This is a genomic window from Ignatzschineria cameli, from assembly GCF_003121895.1.
Taxonomy (GTDB): Bacteria; Pseudomonadota; Gammaproteobacteria; order Cardiobacteriales; family Wohlfahrtiimonadaceae; genus Ignatzschineria; species Ignatzschineria cameli.
Genome location: NZ_QEWW01000001.1, coordinates 731,702 through 748,477, shown reverse-complemented (window position 1 = coordinate 748,477; position 16,776 = coordinate 731,702). Strand labels below are relative to the sequence as shown.

At 40.0% G+C, this 16,776-nt stretch carries 15 protein-coding genes and 2 tRNA genes; 13 read left to right on the top strand and 4 right to left on the bottom strand.

The annotated features are described in order from the left end of the window. The first annotated feature begins 11 nt into the window (after window positions 1–11). Complete coding sequence (locus DC077_RS02930) at window positions 12–1,064, top strand: fimbrial protein (protein WP_109201236.1); 1,053 nt, start codon at window positions 12–14, stop codon at window positions 1,062–1,064. Window positions 1,065–1,228: 164 nt separating this feature from the next. Here DC077_RS02930 and DC077_RS02925 read toward each other — a convergent pair whose 3' ends face one another. Continuing rightward, window positions 1,229–1,720, bottom strand: a complete 492-nt coding sequence (locus DC077_RS02925; RefSeq protein ID WP_109201235.1) for a hypothetical protein — start codon at window positions 1,718–1,720, stop codon at window positions 1,229–1,231. Between the two features lie 61 nt (window positions 1,721–1,781). Continuing rightward, window positions 1,782–3,764 carry an FUSC family protein gene (locus DC077_RS02920; RefSeq protein ID WP_109201234.1) on the bottom strand — a complete coding sequence of 661 codons (1,983 nt, stop codon included), beginning with the start codon at window positions 3,762–3,764 and terminating at the stop codon, window positions 1,782–1,784. Window positions 3,765–4,318: 554 nt separating this feature from the next. Between DC077_RS02920 and xpt the strand changes: the two genes are divergently transcribed. Both xpt and DC077_RS02910 read left to right on the top strand, forming a co-directional pair. Then, a complete protein-coding gene (gene xpt, locus DC077_RS02915; protein WP_094568259.1) occupies window positions 4,319–4,891 on the top strand; it encodes a xanthine phosphoribosyltransferase in 573 nt (190 codons plus the stop codon). 105 nt (window positions 4,892–4,996) lie between these two features. Further along, complete coding sequence (locus tag DC077_RS02910; protein WP_109201233.1) at window positions 4,997–6,547, top strand: B12-binding domain-containing radical SAM protein; 1,551 nt, start codon at window positions 4,997–4,999, stop codon at window positions 6,545–6,547. 46 nt (window positions 6,548–6,593) lie between these two features. Here the strand turns inward: DC077_RS02910 and ispE are convergent, their stop codons facing one another. Continuing rightward, window positions 6,594–7,460 carry a 4-(cytidine 5'-diphospho)-2-C-methyl-D-erythritol kinase gene (gene ispE, locus DC077_RS02905; RefSeq protein ID WP_109201232.1) on the bottom strand — a complete coding sequence of 289 codons (867 nt, stop codon included), beginning with the start codon at window positions 7,458–7,460 and terminating at the stop codon, window positions 6,594–6,596. Beyond that, window positions 7,460–8,017, bottom strand: coding sequence for a lipoprotein insertase outer membrane protein LolB (gene lolB / locus DC077_RS02900; RefSeq protein ID WP_109201231.1), 558 nt, complete (start codon window positions 8,015–8,017; stop codon window positions 7,460–7,462). The genes ispE and lolB overlap by 1 nt, the downstream gene beginning before the upstream one ends. Before the next feature lie 185 nt (window positions 8,018–8,202). On the opposite strand from lolB, the gene DC077_RS02895 reads away from it, so the two are divergent. The 10 genes from DC077_RS02895 to yidC all read left to right on the top strand — a co-directional run bounded on the left by DC077_RS02895 (window position 8,203) and on the right by yidC (window position 16,740). After that, window positions 8,203–8,277: transfer RNA gene (locus tag DC077_RS02895), tRNA-Gln, on the top strand. Between the two features lie 125 nt (window positions 8,278–8,402). Then, window positions 8,403–9,362: a ribose-phosphate pyrophosphokinase gene (locus DC077_RS02890; RefSeq protein ID WP_109201230.1), complete on the top strand. Its 960-nt coding sequence runs from the start codon at window positions 8,403–8,405 to the stop codon at window positions 9,360–9,362. 7 nt (window positions 9,363–9,369) lie between these two features. Beyond that, window positions 9,370–9,444, top strand: a tRNA-Gln gene (locus tag DC077_RS02885). A gap of 193 nt (window positions 9,445–9,637) precedes the next feature. Further along, window positions 9,638–9,904, top strand: a complete 267-nt coding sequence (locus DC077_RS02880; RefSeq protein WP_109201229.1) for an oxidative damage protection protein — start codon at window positions 9,638–9,640, stop codon at window positions 9,902–9,904. Window positions 9,905–10,665: 761 nt separating this feature from the next. Continuing rightward, complete coding sequence (gene leuA, locus DC077_RS02875) at window positions 10,666–12,354, top strand: 2-isopropylmalate synthase (RefSeq protein WP_109201228.1); 1,689 nt, start codon at window positions 10,666–10,668, stop codon at window positions 12,352–12,354. Window positions 12,355–12,732: 378 nt separating this feature from the next. Further along, window positions 12,733–13,944, top strand: coding sequence for a methionine adenosyltransferase (gene metK / locus DC077_RS02870; protein WP_109201227.1), 1,212 nt, complete (start codon window positions 12,733–12,735; stop codon window positions 13,942–13,944). Between the two features lie 166 nt (window positions 13,945–14,110). After that, a complete protein-coding gene (rpmH, locus tag DC077_RS02865; RefSeq protein WP_026878661.1) occupies window positions 14,111–14,245 on the top strand; it encodes a 50S ribosomal protein L34 in 135 nt (44 codons plus the stop codon). A 117-nt stretch (window positions 14,246–14,362) separates the two neighbouring features. Continuing rightward, window positions 14,363–14,758 carry a ribonuclease P protein component gene (gene rnpA / locus DC077_RS02860; RefSeq protein ID WP_109201277.1) on the top strand — a complete coding sequence of 132 codons (396 nt, stop codon included), beginning with the start codon at window positions 14,363–14,365 and terminating at the stop codon, window positions 14,756–14,758. Then, window positions 14,743–14,952 (top strand): membrane protein insertion efficiency factor YidD, encoded by a 210-nt coding sequence (yidD, locus tag DC077_RS02855; RefSeq protein WP_094568251.1) that lies wholly within the window; start codon window positions 14,743–14,745, stop codon window positions 14,950–14,952. Before rnpA ends, yidD begins: the two co-directional genes overlap by 16 nt. 42 nt (window positions 14,953–14,994) lie before the next feature. Then, complete coding sequence (yidC, locus tag DC077_RS02850) at window positions 14,995–16,740, top strand: membrane protein insertase YidC (RefSeq protein ID WP_109201226.1); 1,746 nt, start codon at window positions 14,995–14,997, stop codon at window positions 16,738–16,740. The last annotated feature ends 36 nt before the right edge of the window (window positions 16,741–16,776 follow it).

The window sequence follows — 16,776 nt, the reverse complement described above, 5'->3', positions numbered from 1 at the left end:
GATATTTAAATATGAAAAAATTTTTTTTCAATCAAAAAATCAAAGGCCTTTTTAGAAAAGCAGGCCTGTTGCTAGGGTTATTGCTTTTAGTTTCTGCTCCTGCATTTTCGGCTTGTAAAGTTACCAGTCTTTATACAAGTACTTATGGGAATTCATCTGCTTTGCCGAATCATATGGATAATGTTTTCTATTTTGATCAAAATGCACTTCCTATTAGTTTTACTCTTGAGGCAATGGTTTATTGTAGTAAAGTCGCAACCCTCACTTTTTATCCTATGGATAGCATAGGGGGGTATAATGCCAATTATACGCGAGCGACGAACATATTGTTTCGGGATTTAAATCCCTCACGTGTTGAAGGGACGATCACAACAACAGTTACCCCGCTTCGTGAAAATAAAACGGTTCAATCAGTTTCAAATTTCTTTACAAGACATACGAGCTATGCAGGTAGCACAACTTTTTACGGTGGTCAGAATTTTCGTATTCGTGCTCATATTCCTGCATTAATGGTCTATTCGGCTATGTCAGGTAATGGAAAAGAGTATGAAACGGGGGGGATGATTTTTTCTTTGATTGATGAAGACAGTTCAGCTACTTCGGTAAGATTAACCGTTAGTGCTCTGTTAAGGTCTATACGCGATAACGTTTGTTTACGGGGAGCTTTTAAAGCGACTGTTGATAGACCTACGGTAAATTTTGGTAGCATTAGTAAAAATGAAGTGGAAGCCGGTAAGATTTATCGGGAGCCATTTGCTATTAATGTAGTAAAAACGAATAACAATTGTAAAGCACCTATAATGCCTAGAGTCGTTTTTAATTCGGGAACGCTCTACAACGATACTATGGTAGATTTACAAAATGGATTAGTTCTAAAACTGAAAGATGAAAAGAATCGAGAAGTTAAATTTGGGCAAGCAAGTGGGGTCGGCACTATATCAGATTATAATAGTCAGCCTCTAAACATGAAGTTTAATGCAGAAATTCAACAATCTCCAAGTAAAGGTCCTATAAAGTCTGGTGATTTTTCTAGCGTTATTATTTATACGATGGAATATTATTAACTAAGAGTTTTGCGCGGTTGGTCTTGATTTTGAATACCCCAAAGGTTATGCAAGCTTTTGGGGTGTTTTTTATGGATGAGATATGCATGCGCTCAATTATTTTTTAGTATCTTTAGTGGTTAAATTTCAATGGCTAAATTGGCTAAATTCAAGTGGATAACAACCTACCGATAATCATTATATGTTCCTATCCCAAAGTCATAATATTTTTCAATAAGTTGAAATATCATTGCTCCCTCTTTAAGAGGAACTGTATGAGGTTTGAGTAGGGCACCATATTGATCGAGCGTCTGTAGATACTCATCGAGCATCTCTTTCGATTCTTGATCTGCGAGAAATAGTAGTAGCGAGTGTTCTGCTTTCTGGTATTTGGCTACATCTTTTATTTCGCTAGGATAATCAATAAGGGATATTTGGTAGGGTGTTTTAATCTCTTGTTCTTCTGAAAACTCCTCTATTGTGATAGTGCTATGTGAAGCGTTTGCTCGATGGTTTTGATTAAGGTTATGAAACTGCTCGTTAAGAAGAGTTGTAATCATTTCTGTTAGCTGTTCGGTTGAGCGAATGCTCTCAGTGAATCTCTCTGTTAATTTATCAGCCATCATTTTACTGCGAATAAGATAAGAGAGAAGCGGCTGAAAAGAGGTATTTTGCATAATATCCTTGTTGGTTGATAAAAAGGGGTGCTTTCCTCGACACTCCCTTGAGTGAGTAGTGTTATGGGGTTATCGATTTTTCTAGAGGTTGTTTATAAGCAAAAGCTTGCTGAAGCGTATCAATCTCGCGCTGAATACTATCAAATCCCTCAATTTTTGGAATTGACTTAATCTCTTCTATTTCTGAGTATTGAGCGGCATTTGCTAGCGTCTCAAAGAGAAAGAGGAGCGAGGCTAAGTCTTGCTCTTTAAGTATTGGGCGTGATGATCTCTCTGTGGCGCGCTCAAGAAGAAAGGCTAACTTTTCCATCGAGTAGATAATAGGCCAATAGTACTCGAGTAACTCTCTCTTTTTGGGAATCTCGCCAATCGCAGCATTGTAGAGTGCCATGAGATTATTTAAGTTGGTTCTCATCTTTATCAGGCGCGCCTGAATCTGCTTTTCAGTACTCACTTTCTTTTGTGAGAAGAGGAGTAGAATCATCTGAGATTGATTGCGTAATGTGCGCATTAAAATACGGGGAATCCGTACCGATGCAGATCTTTTTCCCATCAGTAAGACACCAATAATTCCGATGCTACTTCCTATTACGACATCAATCATTCTTGCGCCTGAAAAGTGGAAAAAGGAGAATTCACCGCCGGTGATTGTTTCTGCTAAAAGGAGAGCATTAGGTGTAATGAAGATAACCGCTAAGCCGTAGTTACGAACAATAAAGAGCTCAATGATTGCTGTAAAAAAGAGGATAAAGAGTGCAACAGGATAGCCGGAAGGCTTAAAATAGAGAATAGAGCTAGCGATAATTATTCCGATAAATGTGCCGATAGAGCGCTGAATAGCTCGATGCAATGTCGCGATCATCGATTCTCCTGACATTACGGCGACACAAGAGAGGGGAATCCAATATGAACGGGTAAAGTCGAAGCTATAGGCGATAAGTGCCGCAATTGTTGTAACAATACTAAAGCGGATAGCGGTTAGAAAAACAAGGGAGTTTTGATCAAAGGCGTTGACTAGCAGATCTTTCACTTTAGTTTTACTCTCTAGCGTCACCGGCTCGAGTTCTGTCAGAGAAGCGTGCAATGCTTGCTCCATCCGCTCTAGATATGAAGTTATTTTGGTCATTGATGCGGGAAGCATCGGTAATAAAAGTGAGGAATCTCTCTTCTCCTCTTTCATGGCGCCTTTATTTTTATAGTTGTTTCTATCTCTTTTGGCGAGGAATTTATGATTGATTCCCGCTTCGATAGTTTTGAGGTAGCGAATCACCTCCGGGTCGATAGGACGGCTTTCATCAGAGTAATTGTTGAGTATTGTTAGAAAGTACTCATTCCCCTCAATGGCAAGATGTAGCAGTCGGCGATAAGTTTCAGAGGGTTGCCAAGGCAGTTCGCCGGCAATAAGAGTGTCAAAGCTCTCTTTAAATACGCCCATCGTCTTATATTTCTCTTCTTGAAATTGAATAGTCCCAATACTTTCGCTAAGCGTTATTAATTGTTGATATGCTCTACGAATAGCTCTAATTTCGGGGCGATGAGGATTGAGAAGAAAACCGCTCATAGCGATAATCCAAGAGAGAAGCGCTCCTAAAGAGACCAATCCTGCACGTGTTAAAGCGCCGGCAAAATCTGTTTCTGACATATCCGCCGTCAGGGCAAAGATGAGGACAAAAAAGATGGCAGAAGGACCAATAAAGCGCAATGCATTGAAGATAAAGAGGCTAATGCCGGCTATAAGACCCATGACGATAGCCACGGCAAGAGGGTAGGGTGATAGCAGAGATCCTAGAAAAGAGCAGGTAACAATGGTAAGGGCAACAAAGAGGAGACGCTTTGAGAGCTGTGCATAAGGAATAGGAAAAGCATAAAGATAGGTAAACCCACCTAGCCCGGCAATCAGTCCATATTGCAATTGACCTAACCAGATTCCAATTAAGATCGGAAGAGTCATCGCAACTCCTGCCCCAATAGCTCGCTCCCATGGCCAGGGGCGATTGTTTACGGCGATAGCCTCTTTAAGAAAGTTTGTTACTTTTTTTATCATATGCTCTTAAAAATTTTAAAGTTTTTTAAAGTTAAAGCGATCAAGGAAGGTGGATATGTCTGTTGATAGATCTTTTTAGATGCTTTTAGAGGACTCATTATACTTTAAAGAGGGGAGTTGAGCGGTAAAGTATTGTGGTTTTAAGGTAGATCACATCTACTATGGGGAATAAAGTAGGGCAGTTTTTCTCGATTTAGGCTACAATATTGCACAAATTTTTTTGATCTCTCTTTCCTATTACTCTCCGATATTAATATATTTTCTCATCCATTTTTTGATGGAGTATATTGATCAATTATGTGATCAATGATGATGACTGAATGGTTTAATCTGAATGGATTAATCACCTGTTTTGATCAATGAGATTGGCGAATATTAGATCGATGAATATTAGATCGATTATTCCAAGTTGATGAGACCGGTGTTGGTGATGGCTGATAGCTAATCAGTTTTTAGATATTGTGATATTGCCATTGTCAGGGGATGGAATTTTAGTGAGAGGAGATTATTTAATCTATTCACCGCTGGTGCTCTGTTAGAAACAAAAGGTATTTATGAAACTGCTTCACGAAAGAATTATCCAAGATGGTTTGGCATTTGATGATGGAACCTTGAAGGTTGATAGCTTTATTAACCATCAAATGGATCCAATCTTGATGAAATCAATTGCGGTAGAGTTTGTTCGCCGTTTTGCAACGCTTCCGATTAATAAGATTATTACAATTGAGGCAAGCGGTATTGCACCAGCGATTATGTTAGGCTATCTACTTGAGCTTCCTGTTGTATTTGTTAAGAAGAAAACTCCAAAAACAATGGAGAAGATGTATCTCTCGACAGTCTACTCTTTTACCAAGGATCGCACCTACAATGTTTGTGTGAGCGAAGAGTATCTCTCTAAAGAAGATAATGTTCTCTTTATCGATGACTTTTTGGCAAATGGTAATGCGGCATTGGGCGTTAAATCATTAATTGATCAAGCGGGCGCAACGCTATCAGGAATGGGCTTTATTATTGAGAAGAGTTTCCAAGAAGGGCGGGCAAGGTTAGAGAAAGAGGGGATTAATGTTCAATCTCTCGCGCGTGTTGCTTCTCTTGCCGGTGGACAGGTTTCATTTATTGAAGAGTAGTTTCTATGCGTCATCTGAAACATCATTTGAAGTGTAATTTGGAAACACGAATCGTAGGAGTATTTAGAGAAGGATTCTAATAAAAGAGAATCTCGACAAGGACAGATGGATATTTTATTAATTACATTAAATGCGCGTTATTCTCATGCATCACTGGGTCTTCGTTACTTAAAGGCGAATCTTTATGAGTTAGAAGAGCGAGCAGAGATCCTTGAATTTACGATTCAGCAGAATAGGGAAGCGATGTTAGAAGAGATCTATCATCGCCAACCTAAAATAGTCTCTTTTGGAATTTATATTTGGAATTTTAGGGAGACGACGCTTCTTATTCGAGATCTTCGCGCCTTAATGCCGGAGTTGATTATTACGATCGGCGGACCTGAAGTCTCCTATGAGTATGAAGAAATCGAGATCTTTCCTCTTATCGATTACCTTATTACCGGTTGGGGGGATGTCAGTTTTTATCAGTTAGCAAAATCTCTGCTGATTGAAGGAAAGCCTTGGGAAAGTAAGGTGATTAAGGGGATTGAGCCGCCTCTCTCGGAGATCAAGTTACCCTATTACCTCTATACAGAAGAGGATATTAAACATCGAACCGTCTATATAGAGGCTTCTCGAGGATGTCCCTTTAAGTGTGAATTTTGTCTCTCAAGTCTTGATAAAACGGCATGGCGTTTTCCTCTAGAGCCCTTTTTAGCGGCGATGGATGATCTTTACCAGCGAGGATTACGACAATATAAGTTTGTTGATCGAACTTTTAACTTAAAGAAAGATTTCACGCTTGCAATTTTAGATTTTTTTCTACAAAAAATTGCCGAGAATTCAGATGAGCCGCTCTTTCTTCACTTTGAGTTAGTTCCTGATTATCTCTCAGATGAGCTGAAGGAGAAGATTTTAGAGTTCCCAGATGGCTCATTGCAGTTTGAGATCGGAATTCAGACGCTCAATAGTACAACACAACATCTTATCTCTCGACGCACAAATCTACCGGTGGCAAAAGAGAATATTTCTTGGCTTTCTAAAAATACAGATGTACATCTTCACGTGGATCTGATTGTCGGTCTGCCAGATGAGGATCTAGAGAGCTTTGCAGTAGGTTTTAATGAGCTTTGGTCGTGGGAGCCTCAAGAGATTCAAGTGGGGATTTTAAAGCGCCTCAAAGGTGTGCCTATTATTCGCCATACCAATGAGTTTCAATACCGATTTAGTCAAGAGCCCCCTTATTCAATCTTACAAAATCGTGAATTACCATTTCCAGAGGTGATGGAGATGGAGCGATTTGCGAAGTTTTGGGATCTTATTGCCAACTCAGGGCGTTATCGTGCAACATTACCATTTATTCTAGGGGCTAAACCTTTTGAGGAGTTTCGGGCGCTTTCGCGCTATCTCTATCAAACATTTAATCGAGCCTATGGGATTGCTTTAGATCGACTCTTTAAAGCGATCTACCTCTATCTTGTAGAGGAGAGAGGTTATAGTGAGGAGAGCGTTCGCGATGTGATGCGGGAGGATTTTCTGCGTACAGGGATTAAAGGGTGGCCTAAATACCTTGGCGAGAGACCTGATGAGTTGCTCTTTGAGAGAGATCGAAAAGCAGGTAAAGATGAGCGACTCCATGAAGCATTGCCTCAACGACAACGGCAACATAGAGTCTAAAGTATGTGCCTAAAGAGAGTTTAAAGAGTCCTAGCGACTGTGATCACTAATCAGGCATGAGTTGCGGCGCAACACTATAAAGTGGAGAGAGATTGCGGCTTTGGAAGGGAAGTAGTTGCCATGCAGATTGAGTGGCAAGTTCTTTAAGTTTCTGATACTTTTCTGTGTCCGCTTCACCACCCATTGGCGCTTTAATATAGAGGCATGACCCGGTTCCGGTAATATAAGGGTCAAGATCGAGAGCTGTTAGTTGCTCAACGATTTGCTCCATTTTGGGATAATGGTGATATATTGCCGGCAAGCAATCATTAATTGCGCGAGATTGATCGAAGTAATACTCACTCATAAGTGTTGAATCTCTAGGGAGAAAAGGGCTTTCAAAGATCACTTTTGTACTGATGTGTATGCCGGGATTGATCATTAAAAAATGCTCTTCAGGTAGTGAGAGCGGAGTTAATTTTTCGCCAATTCCTTCTCCCCATGCACTTTTTCCATAGATAAAGATAGGCACATCTGCCCCTAACTGACTCCCAATCTCAATCAATTTTGCCATTGAGAGGTTAAGCTCCCATAGTCTGTTTAAGACAATGAGTGTTGTTGCTGCATTTGAGCTTCCTCCACCGATGCCGGCACCCATCGGGAGATTCTTGATCAGATCAATGACGACTCCTTTTTGACAGTGAGTTGCTTTCTTGAGTGCCATAATTGCGCGATAGATTAGATCTTCCTCTTTGGGAAAGCTCGAGTGTGAATAGAGAAAGGTGATCTCAGGCTGCTCGGTTATTTGATAGCCGATCTCATCATAGAGGTCGGTAAATTGAAAGATAGTCTGTAAATAGTGGTAACCATTAGCTTCGCGACGAATAACGCGAAGCATCCGGTTAATTTTGGCCGGAGAAGGGTAGTAGTGCATTATCGAATAATCCAGTTATCAATAAGAAAACGTAAGCGAATATCATCACCTCGAGTGATCGTCATTTTTAAAGGAAGCTCTAAACCGCTCTTAGTGGTCCACTCTTGGTAGCTAATGCTCCAGCCATCTTCATTAAAACGCTCCACTTTTCCATTTTTATCATAGGTAACGGAGGTTGTAGGATGGTAAGGCTTTCCTTTAATCCAGTTTTGCGTTCCGGAAACGGGCCATTCAATTCCTGTTAAGTTATAAAATAGCTGATCAGGTCCATGATCTTTAAAGGTCTGCTCATCGATTGTGATCGTTGATTCGTGATCGTTGATCTGAATATCAGCCCGCCCTTGAGCAAATGGCCCCTGAATAATGATATTGATAGCATCATTTTTGGCTTTTTCAATGGCAAAGCTAACCTGGCCGCTCTGCGTAGGGTGCTTGATGGCGGTTCTTCCAAAAACTTTATAGTAATCAGATTCCTCTAAAGACCCATAATTAGGGGTTGTACAGGCAGTAATTACTGTCGATAGAAAAATAAAAGGGATAATTTTTGATCTTTTCATGGTTTTTTAAAAAAAGTTTGATAGAATTGTTTCCGTCGTTACACAGCGCAGAAAGAAAACTCCTAAATAAGAGTCATATTCTACACTTTGAGGCGACTTATAAACAGAAGTTAAGTTGGTCGAAAATAAGACAAAAATAAAACTAGACTTCAAAAGATAAATGTTTATAATAGTTGTTCTTCTGATGGGCTATAGCCAAGCGGTAAGGCAGCGGGTTTTGATCCCGCCATTCCCAGGTTCGAATCCTGGTAGCCCAGCCATATTATGAAAGGTATTGCACTGTAATTGAGTTGATTATGTCAAGAGGTAAATTACAAATGGTTGCAATACCTTTTTTCTATTTTAATTTTCGAAAATTTTCTTTATTGATAGAGGATTCTTTGTAATGAGTAGCAAAGACCAGATGATGGTGTTTACCGGCAACGCCAATCCAGAGTTAGCTAAGAAGGTAGTTGAGCATTTAGGACTTGAGTTAGGGGATGCGACAGTAGGGCGTTTCTCAGATGGAGAGGTAATGATCTCTATCAATGAAAATGTTCGTGGTAAAGATGTCTTTTTTATTCAGCCAACTTGCTATCCTACAAATGATAACTTGATGGAGCTTCTGGTTGCTTGTGATGCACTGCGTCGTGCATCAGCAGGTAGAATTACAGCCGTTATTCCTTATTACGGTTACTCACGACAAGATCGTCGTCCTCGTTCAGCGCGAGTGCCTATTTCGGCAAAAGTTGTTGCAAATATGATTACAAGCGTGGGCTGTGATCGAGTATTGACAATCGATCTTCATGCGGATCAAATTCAAGGTTTCTTTGAGATTCCAGTGGATAATATCTATGCATCATCTGTTATTCAAAATGATATTATTGCGCAAGGTGCTGAAGATATTACTGTAGTTTCTCCAGATGTTGGTGGTGTTCTTCGCGCTCGTTCAGTTGCAAAGCAGATTCCTGGTGCAGATTTAGTGATTATTGATAAACGTCGTCCTGCTCCTAATGTTGCAGAAGTGATGAATATTATCGGAGAAGTTGAAGGGCGCAACTGTATTATCGTTGATGATATTGTTGATACTGCTGGTACTTTGGCATCTGCTGCGAAGGTTTTAAAATCTCGTGGAGCGAAGACAGTAAGAGCATATTGCACTCATCCGATCTTCTCAGGTAAGGCAATTGAAAATATTGAAGGTTCAGGGCTTGACGAAATGATTGTAACTGATACAATACCCCTCCGTGAAGAAGCAAGAAATTGTAATAAGATTCGAGTTCTCTCAATTGCTGATGTGATTGCTAATACAATTAGTCGCATTCATGAAGAAGAATCAGTTAGTACACTCTTCTCAATGGAATAAAAGTTATTGGGCTATAGCCAAGCGGTAAGGCAGCGGGTTTTGATCCCGCCATTCCCAGGTTCGAATCCTGGTAGCCCAGCCATATTGAAAAGGTATTACTCATTTGAGTAATACCTTTTTTCTTGCCTGATCTTCTTGCGATGGGGAGATTCTTCAGCAATCTGCCTGGGCATTCTATATAATAGAGAATCGAAATTAGAGATCAGATAAATTAAGATCAGCCGAAATCGGAAGAGATCGGGCGAGGTCAGATGAATTAACTTGAGGAGAAGTTTATGTCACGTAAAGTTTTTTGTGTTAAATTGCAAAAAGAAGCAGATGGAATGCCAAGACAGATGTATCCTGGTGAATTGGGGAAGCAGATTTTTGAAAATATCTCTAATGAAGCATGGCAGCAGTGGTTAAGAGCGCAAACGATTTTGATCAATGAGTATCGTATTAATCCGCTTGACCCTAAGTCGAGAGAGTTTTTAGAAAAGCAGATGCACGATTTCTTCTTTGGAGATGGCGCAGATATGCCAGAGGCATTTAAGCCTGAGTAGTTTGATGCTATCTTGCATATAGTAGAGATATATAGCAGATAATGATTGAAAAGATCACTAGATGAGAGTGTAGATAGAAAGCACTCACTAGTCGCATTTGTTGGTGGTTTTGAGAGGATATGAATTCAATTCATATCCTTTTTTTATCTCTATAGTCATTTTTTTAAAAATATTGAGATAGAAATATTGAGAGAGGGATGTTGAGTAAAATATTGCAATGAATGCTTCCTTAAAAGCAATTTCTTAAAAGCGATTACTTAAAATAAAACTTGAACTCTTTTTAAAAAGAGGTTATGGTTTTTCTTATGAAAACTAAAAATATCGCACTACTACCACTACGACTTATTCTGCTGTAACCGCAATGGTTGCAGCCTAAATCTGCTCATTTTAAAGATTTTAGAAGTCCGTAGTTTTTTTTGGTGTGATTATGAATCCGTTAGTTTGTCTCTCAGAAAATAATATCTCAATAAAGATCGCGATAGGGCGTTATCATTTCGTCCGTTGGCATGTTTTAACATATAGCTTGCGACTTATCTGCTCTCTCTAATTGAGGAAGAGGAGATCGAGTGCAGGCGGTCGATTGTTAATCAATAGTCCAATACAGATCAGAGCATTGCCGGCAATAGCTTCATCTCCTCCTCCATTAAATCATTAGATAGATCATTAGATAGATCATTAGATATGATTGTTAAATATGATTACTAGAATAATTGCACAGTAATAGAAATAGAATACTAATAAAAGTAGAGGAGAATTTAATTATGGTTCCTAATCCTGAACAGAAATATCAACGATTTGAAGTCCCCAACTATACAAACCGTACTTGGCCCAATAAAGAGATTACAAAAGTACCACGTTGGTTGAGTTCAGATTTACGTGATGGAAATCAATCATTGATTGAGCCGATGAGTGTTGAGAAGAAGATACGGATGTTTGATCTCTTAATCGAGTGTGGTTTTAAGGAGATTGAAGTAGGATTCCCATCCGCATCTGAGACGGAGTTCAATTTTGTGCGAAAATTGATTGAGGAGGATCGGATCCCGGAAGATGTGACGATTCAGGTGTTAACTCAATCTCGTCAAGATCTAATTATTAAGACTTTTGAAGCCTTAAAAGGGGTCAAAAAAGCGATTATTCATTACTATAACGCTGTCTCGCCAACATTTAGACGTGTTGTGTTTAAGATGGAAAAGCCTGAGATAAAATCATTGGCAGTTAAAGGGGGAGAGATGATTCTTGCTGAGTCTCTAAAATATCCTGAAACTGAGTGGCATTTTGAGTATTCTCCAGAGATCTTTTCTGATGCAGAATTACCCTTTTCGCTTGAAGTTTGTGAAGCTGTTTGTGCTGTCTTCAAACCGACTCCAGAGAATAAGATTATTTTAAATTTGCCGGCAACGGTTGAGATGTCAACGCCTAATGTCTATGCCGATCAGATTGAGTGGTTTTGTGATCATATTAGTTGCCGAGATTCTGTGGTGATTAGTGCGCATGTTCATAATGACAGAGGTTGTGCGGTTGCAGCGACGGAGCTTGCACTTATGGCAGGGGCTGATCGTGTAGAGGGCTGCCTTTTTGGGCATGGCGAACGTACCGGAAATGTGGATTTAGTCACAGTTGCGCTTAATATGTACTCGCAAGGACTTCATCCAGGATTAGATTTTGGCAAGATTAATACAGTGGTTAGAGAAGTGGAATATTGTACCGATCTACCGGTTCATCCTCGCCATCCTTATGCTGGAGAACTTGTCTTTACCGCCTTCTCAGGATCACATCAAGATGCGATCAGAAAAGGATTATCTGATATGAAGGAGAATCCTGAGCAACATTGGCGAGTTCCTTATTTGCCAATTGACCCATTTGATTTAGGTCGCTCTTATGAAGCTGTTATTCGTGTTAATAGCCAATCTGGAAAGGGGGGAGTCACCTATCTTTTAGAAGAGGATCATGGTATTGAGCTTCCGCGTCGTCTCCAGATTGAATTTAGTAAAGTTGCGCAAGAGGTGGCTGATGGTGAAGGCGTTGAGCTTACTTCGGATCACCTTTATGAGATCTTTGAGAGAGAGTATTTCAATATCAATCCGTTATTAGAGATCAAAACTCCGATCGACATAGAAGAGGATGCAGAAGGTAATAGCTCAATGAAGTTAACATTAAAAACGCCTATGGGTGAAAAGGCATTGGAAGCGACAGGAAATGGTCCGATCGCCGCGCTTGTTAATGGTGTTAATGCGCTCTTTGGTTGGGATGTGGATGTGGTTGATTATAATGAACATGCAAGAAGTAAAGGTTCATCAGCCCATGCAGTTTCGTATGTGGAGATGCAGATCGGTAATCGTACGCTTTTTGGTGCAGCAACACATGCTAATACCTCACGATCATCGCTCAAAGCCGTTATTTCTGCATTAAATAGAGCATTGGCGAAGGAGTATCTGACATTTAACGCATAATCAAAGGTGCCATATAGTTGGTAAAATGGCTAGGGACTAATTTACGGTCTACATTCTAAATTGAAGGGTGATATCTAATCTAAATAGAAGGTATCACCCTTTTATATATTTTAGGTGGATAAAACTCTCTACATGCTTTATAGATCATTGATGTCGTGATGATTTAAAGATCGCCATCACTAATTGAGTGATATTAGAAGTACCGATGATAGCCCGCTCTTTATAGTGAGACTCGATATTTTATTCGGCATATAATGGGAGAAAATGGTAGAATTACCGGAACTAATTGAATCCTTTTTAAACTTTTTTAAAGCTTATATATCGCTAAAAGAGCCTTAGAAGAGTTTTTTTACTATTGAACATTAAAAGAAGAGAAGTATGACATATTTATTTACCTCTGAATCAGTATCAGAAGGCCATCCAGATAAGGTGGCAGATCAGATCTCTGATGCTGTCCTTGATGCTCTTATTAAAGAAGATAAGGGTGCGCGAGTCGCTTGTGAGACACTTGTTAAGACGGGTGTGGCGATCGTTGCTGGTGAAGTAACTACAAATGCTTGGGTCGATCTTGAAGATCTTGTAAGACGTGTAATTACAGATATTGGTTATGATTCTTCAAAAGTAGGTTTTGATGGTAAAACCTGTGGTGTATTAAATATCATTGGAAAGCAGAGCAGTGAGATTGCACAAGGGGTAGATCGTAAACTCCCCGAAGAGCAGGGAGCTGGAGACCAAGGATTAATGTTTGGTTACGCCTCTAATGAGACTGATGTCTTAATGCCGGCACCAATTACATTTGCCCATCGTTTGATGGAGTGTCAATCTGAAGCACGTAAGAGTCGCCAATTGTCATGGTTGCGTCCAGATGCGAAGAGTCAGGTTACTTTTGCTTATAATAGTGATGGCTCGATCTCGCATGTTGATGCTGTCGTCCTCTCGACACAACATGATGAAGAGGTGAAAGCGAAAGATTTAGAAGAAGCGGTGATGGAGTTAATTATTAAGAAGACTCTACCTGCTGAGTGGTTGACGAAAGAGACGAAATACCACATCAACCCTACAGGAAGTTTCACCATCGGTGGACCAGTTGGTGACTGTGGTTTGACGGGACGTAAAATTATTGTGGATACTTATGGAGGGATGGCACGTCATGGTGGCGGCGCGTTCTCTGGTAAGGATCCTTCGAAAGTGGATCGATCAGCGGCGTATGCGGGTCGTTATGTGGCAAAGAATATCGTTGCTGCCGGCTTGGCAGATAAGTGTGAGATTCAGGTCTCCTATGCAATCGGTGTTGCAGAACCTACATCGATCTCGATTACCACTTTTGGAACTAATAAGATTCCTGAAGCGGAGATTGAAGCATTAGTACGCAAACACTTTGATCTTCGTCCATATGGCATTATCACCATGCTCGATCTACTGCATCCGATCTATCTTCCTACTGCAAGTTATGGTCATTTTGGTCGTCATCCTTATGAGATTGAATATCACTCTGCAGATGGTACAGCAACAATGGCAACAGCGTTTAGTTGGGAGAAGACCGATAAGGCAGATATTCTTAGAGAAGAAGCAGGTCTTAAAGAGTCTTAATTACAAAAGATAAGGGATCATTCTCTCGCGATTCTGATGCAATTATTCTTGACATTGCAGTGGAAAAAGCTAGAATATTCCGTTGTCTTAGTATGAATTTGATGCTCGTAGTGCTAACAGTAACCGCTACGAGTATTGTCACTTATATAAATAAAGGGATTTAGGTATGAAACGTACATTTCAACCAAGCTTAATCAAAAGAAAACGTAACCACGGTTTCCGTGCACGTATGGCTACAAAAAACGGTCGTAAAGTGATCAATCGTCGCCGTGCTCGTGGACGTGCTCGTTTATCAGCATAATTAAATAGAATCAATTTCTAAAGATTCAAGGCGCTTGTTATCGTTGAATAATAGGCGCCTTTTTGTTTTGCAATGTGCTCTATTGCGTTAGTATCTATTGAGATCAGATATATCGATATGAATAATTTTCAATTTGGAAGAGAGAAGAGGTTATTAACCGCACAAGATTATAGTGCGGTGTTTAAAGATAACCGTAGTTTTAAAGATCGCTCTTTCCTTATATTAGTTAAACTAGTAAAGCGATCTGACTCAAAAGAGCAGGGGAATACTTTAGATTTGAGAGTGCCGAGATTAGGTCTGGCGATTTCAAAAAAGAATTTTAAAAGAGCCGTAGATCGAAATCTTGTAAAGCGGGTAGTTCGAGAGTCATTTAGAAATCATCAAGCGCTATTAACGGGGCTTGATATTGTTGTGATGAGTCGTGCAACCACAGATGTGCATAATTCATTAGCACTTCATGCCTCACTGGAAAAACATTGGGAACAGATCAGTAAAATATGCGTACAATCTTGATATGGCTTATTAAGTTTTATAAATATTTTTTAAGCCCTCTGGTAGGAAATCAATGTCGCTTTGAGCCGACTTGTTCAACCTATGCTTTAGAAGCAATTACGCGTTATGGTGCAATCAAAGGAAGTTGGTTGACAATAAAACGACTTGTTCGTTGTCAGCCACTTTGTAAAGGTGGAGAAGATCCTGTACCTTAGGAGCTTCTCAATTTGTTTTAACATTTATTAAAGAAATTATTTATGCAGAATAATCAGCAGCGTCTTTTTCTCTTATTGATTTTGGCTGTCATCATCTATTTTCTCTACACGAAGTGGGTGGATTATAACGATCCTAAGCCGCTTACGCCGGTAGAACAGGTTGTGCCAGGCACAACAGGTAGTGTGAGTAGTGATGGACAGGTCCCAATGATTGGTTCTCCTAATCAAGGTGTTCAAACGGCAGTTGCTCTCGATGAGTATATTACTGTTGTTACTGATGTCTATTCAGTCAATATTGCCAAGCAGGGCGGTGACATTATTGAAGTAGGTCTTCTCAAATATCCTGAAAGTTTAGAAGAGAAGGATAAACCCTTTAAAGTGATGGATAATAGTAGTGAGCGCTATCAAGTCACTCGCTCTGGATTATCGAGTCAGACGCATGAAGGTACACCGAATCACACGAATGCTATTTTTAATAGTGAGAAGGATCATTATGAACTTCAACCAGGAGCGGAGAGTATTACAGTACCTCTAACTTATGTGGATCCTGAAAGCGGTTTAACGGTCAATAAAATTTATGAGTTTAAGCGTGGCCTCTATACCATCGGTTATACTCAAGAGTTGCAGAATAATTCTGATCAAGTTTGGGTAGGTGGAGAGTATCGAGAGATTGCTACAAAGAAACCTCAAACACCTAAAGGAAGTGCGATCGGTGCATCAAGCTTCGATGGAAGTGTTTTCTCGCTGCCGAATAATGATTATAAATATGAAAAGTTAGCTTATAGTAAAATGACAACTACCGAGCGTGGCTTCAATGCTGAAGGGCATGAAGTTGTGCAACATCGCCCGAAAGAGTTTCGTGGTGAAGGTGGTTGGGTTGCGATGATTGAGCAATATTTTGTGGCCGCTTCTATTCCGGGTAAAGATAAAGAGGCAACAAAACAGACTCAAAATGTTATTCAGACCTTGCAATATGGTAATTTTAAAGATGAATCACAGAATACCTATGTGATTCGTATGATGGATCAGCTACCTGTTACGGTAAAACCAGGTGAATCTCACAGCTTTGAAGGTCGCTACTTTATTGGTCCAAAATTGAAAGAGCAGTTAGAAGAGACGGCAGAGTATCTTGACTTAACGCTCGACTTTGGTTGGTTTAGTCCTATCTCTGAATTGATGCTCTGGATCTTGAAGTTCTATCACTCATTCTTAGGAAACTGGGGTTGGTCAATTATTCTTTTAACATTAACTGTTAAAATTGCGCTCTTCTACTTTGCCAATAAAGGTTATACCTCAATGGCAAGAATGCGTAAGGTTGGTCCGAAGCTTGCTCTGATTCGTGAAGAGTATGCGGATAATCGTCAGAAGCAATCTGAAGAGATGATGAAACTCTATCGTAAAGAGAAGATTAATCCTTTAGGAGGTTGCTGGCCAATTATTATTCAGATCCCTGTCTTTATTGCTCTCTTCTGGATGTTGATGGAGAGTGTTGAGTTACGTCAAGCCCCATGGATCTTATGGATTAAAGACTTATCGAAGATGGATCCTTACTTTATCCTGCCGATCATTATGGGAATCACCATGTTCTTCCAGCAACGCCTCAATCCGGCGCCGACTGATCCGATGCAGGCGAAGATTATGAAGTGGATTCCAGTGGTCTTTACCTTTATGTTTATGTGGTTTGCAGCAGGTATTGTTCTCTACTGGATTACAAACAACCTCTTAACAATCCTTCAACAGACTATTATTATGAAGCGTGTTGAGCGGGACTCTAAGAAACATAGTTAATGTAATAGTGTGTCAACTTACCGGTAAGTTAGTCTT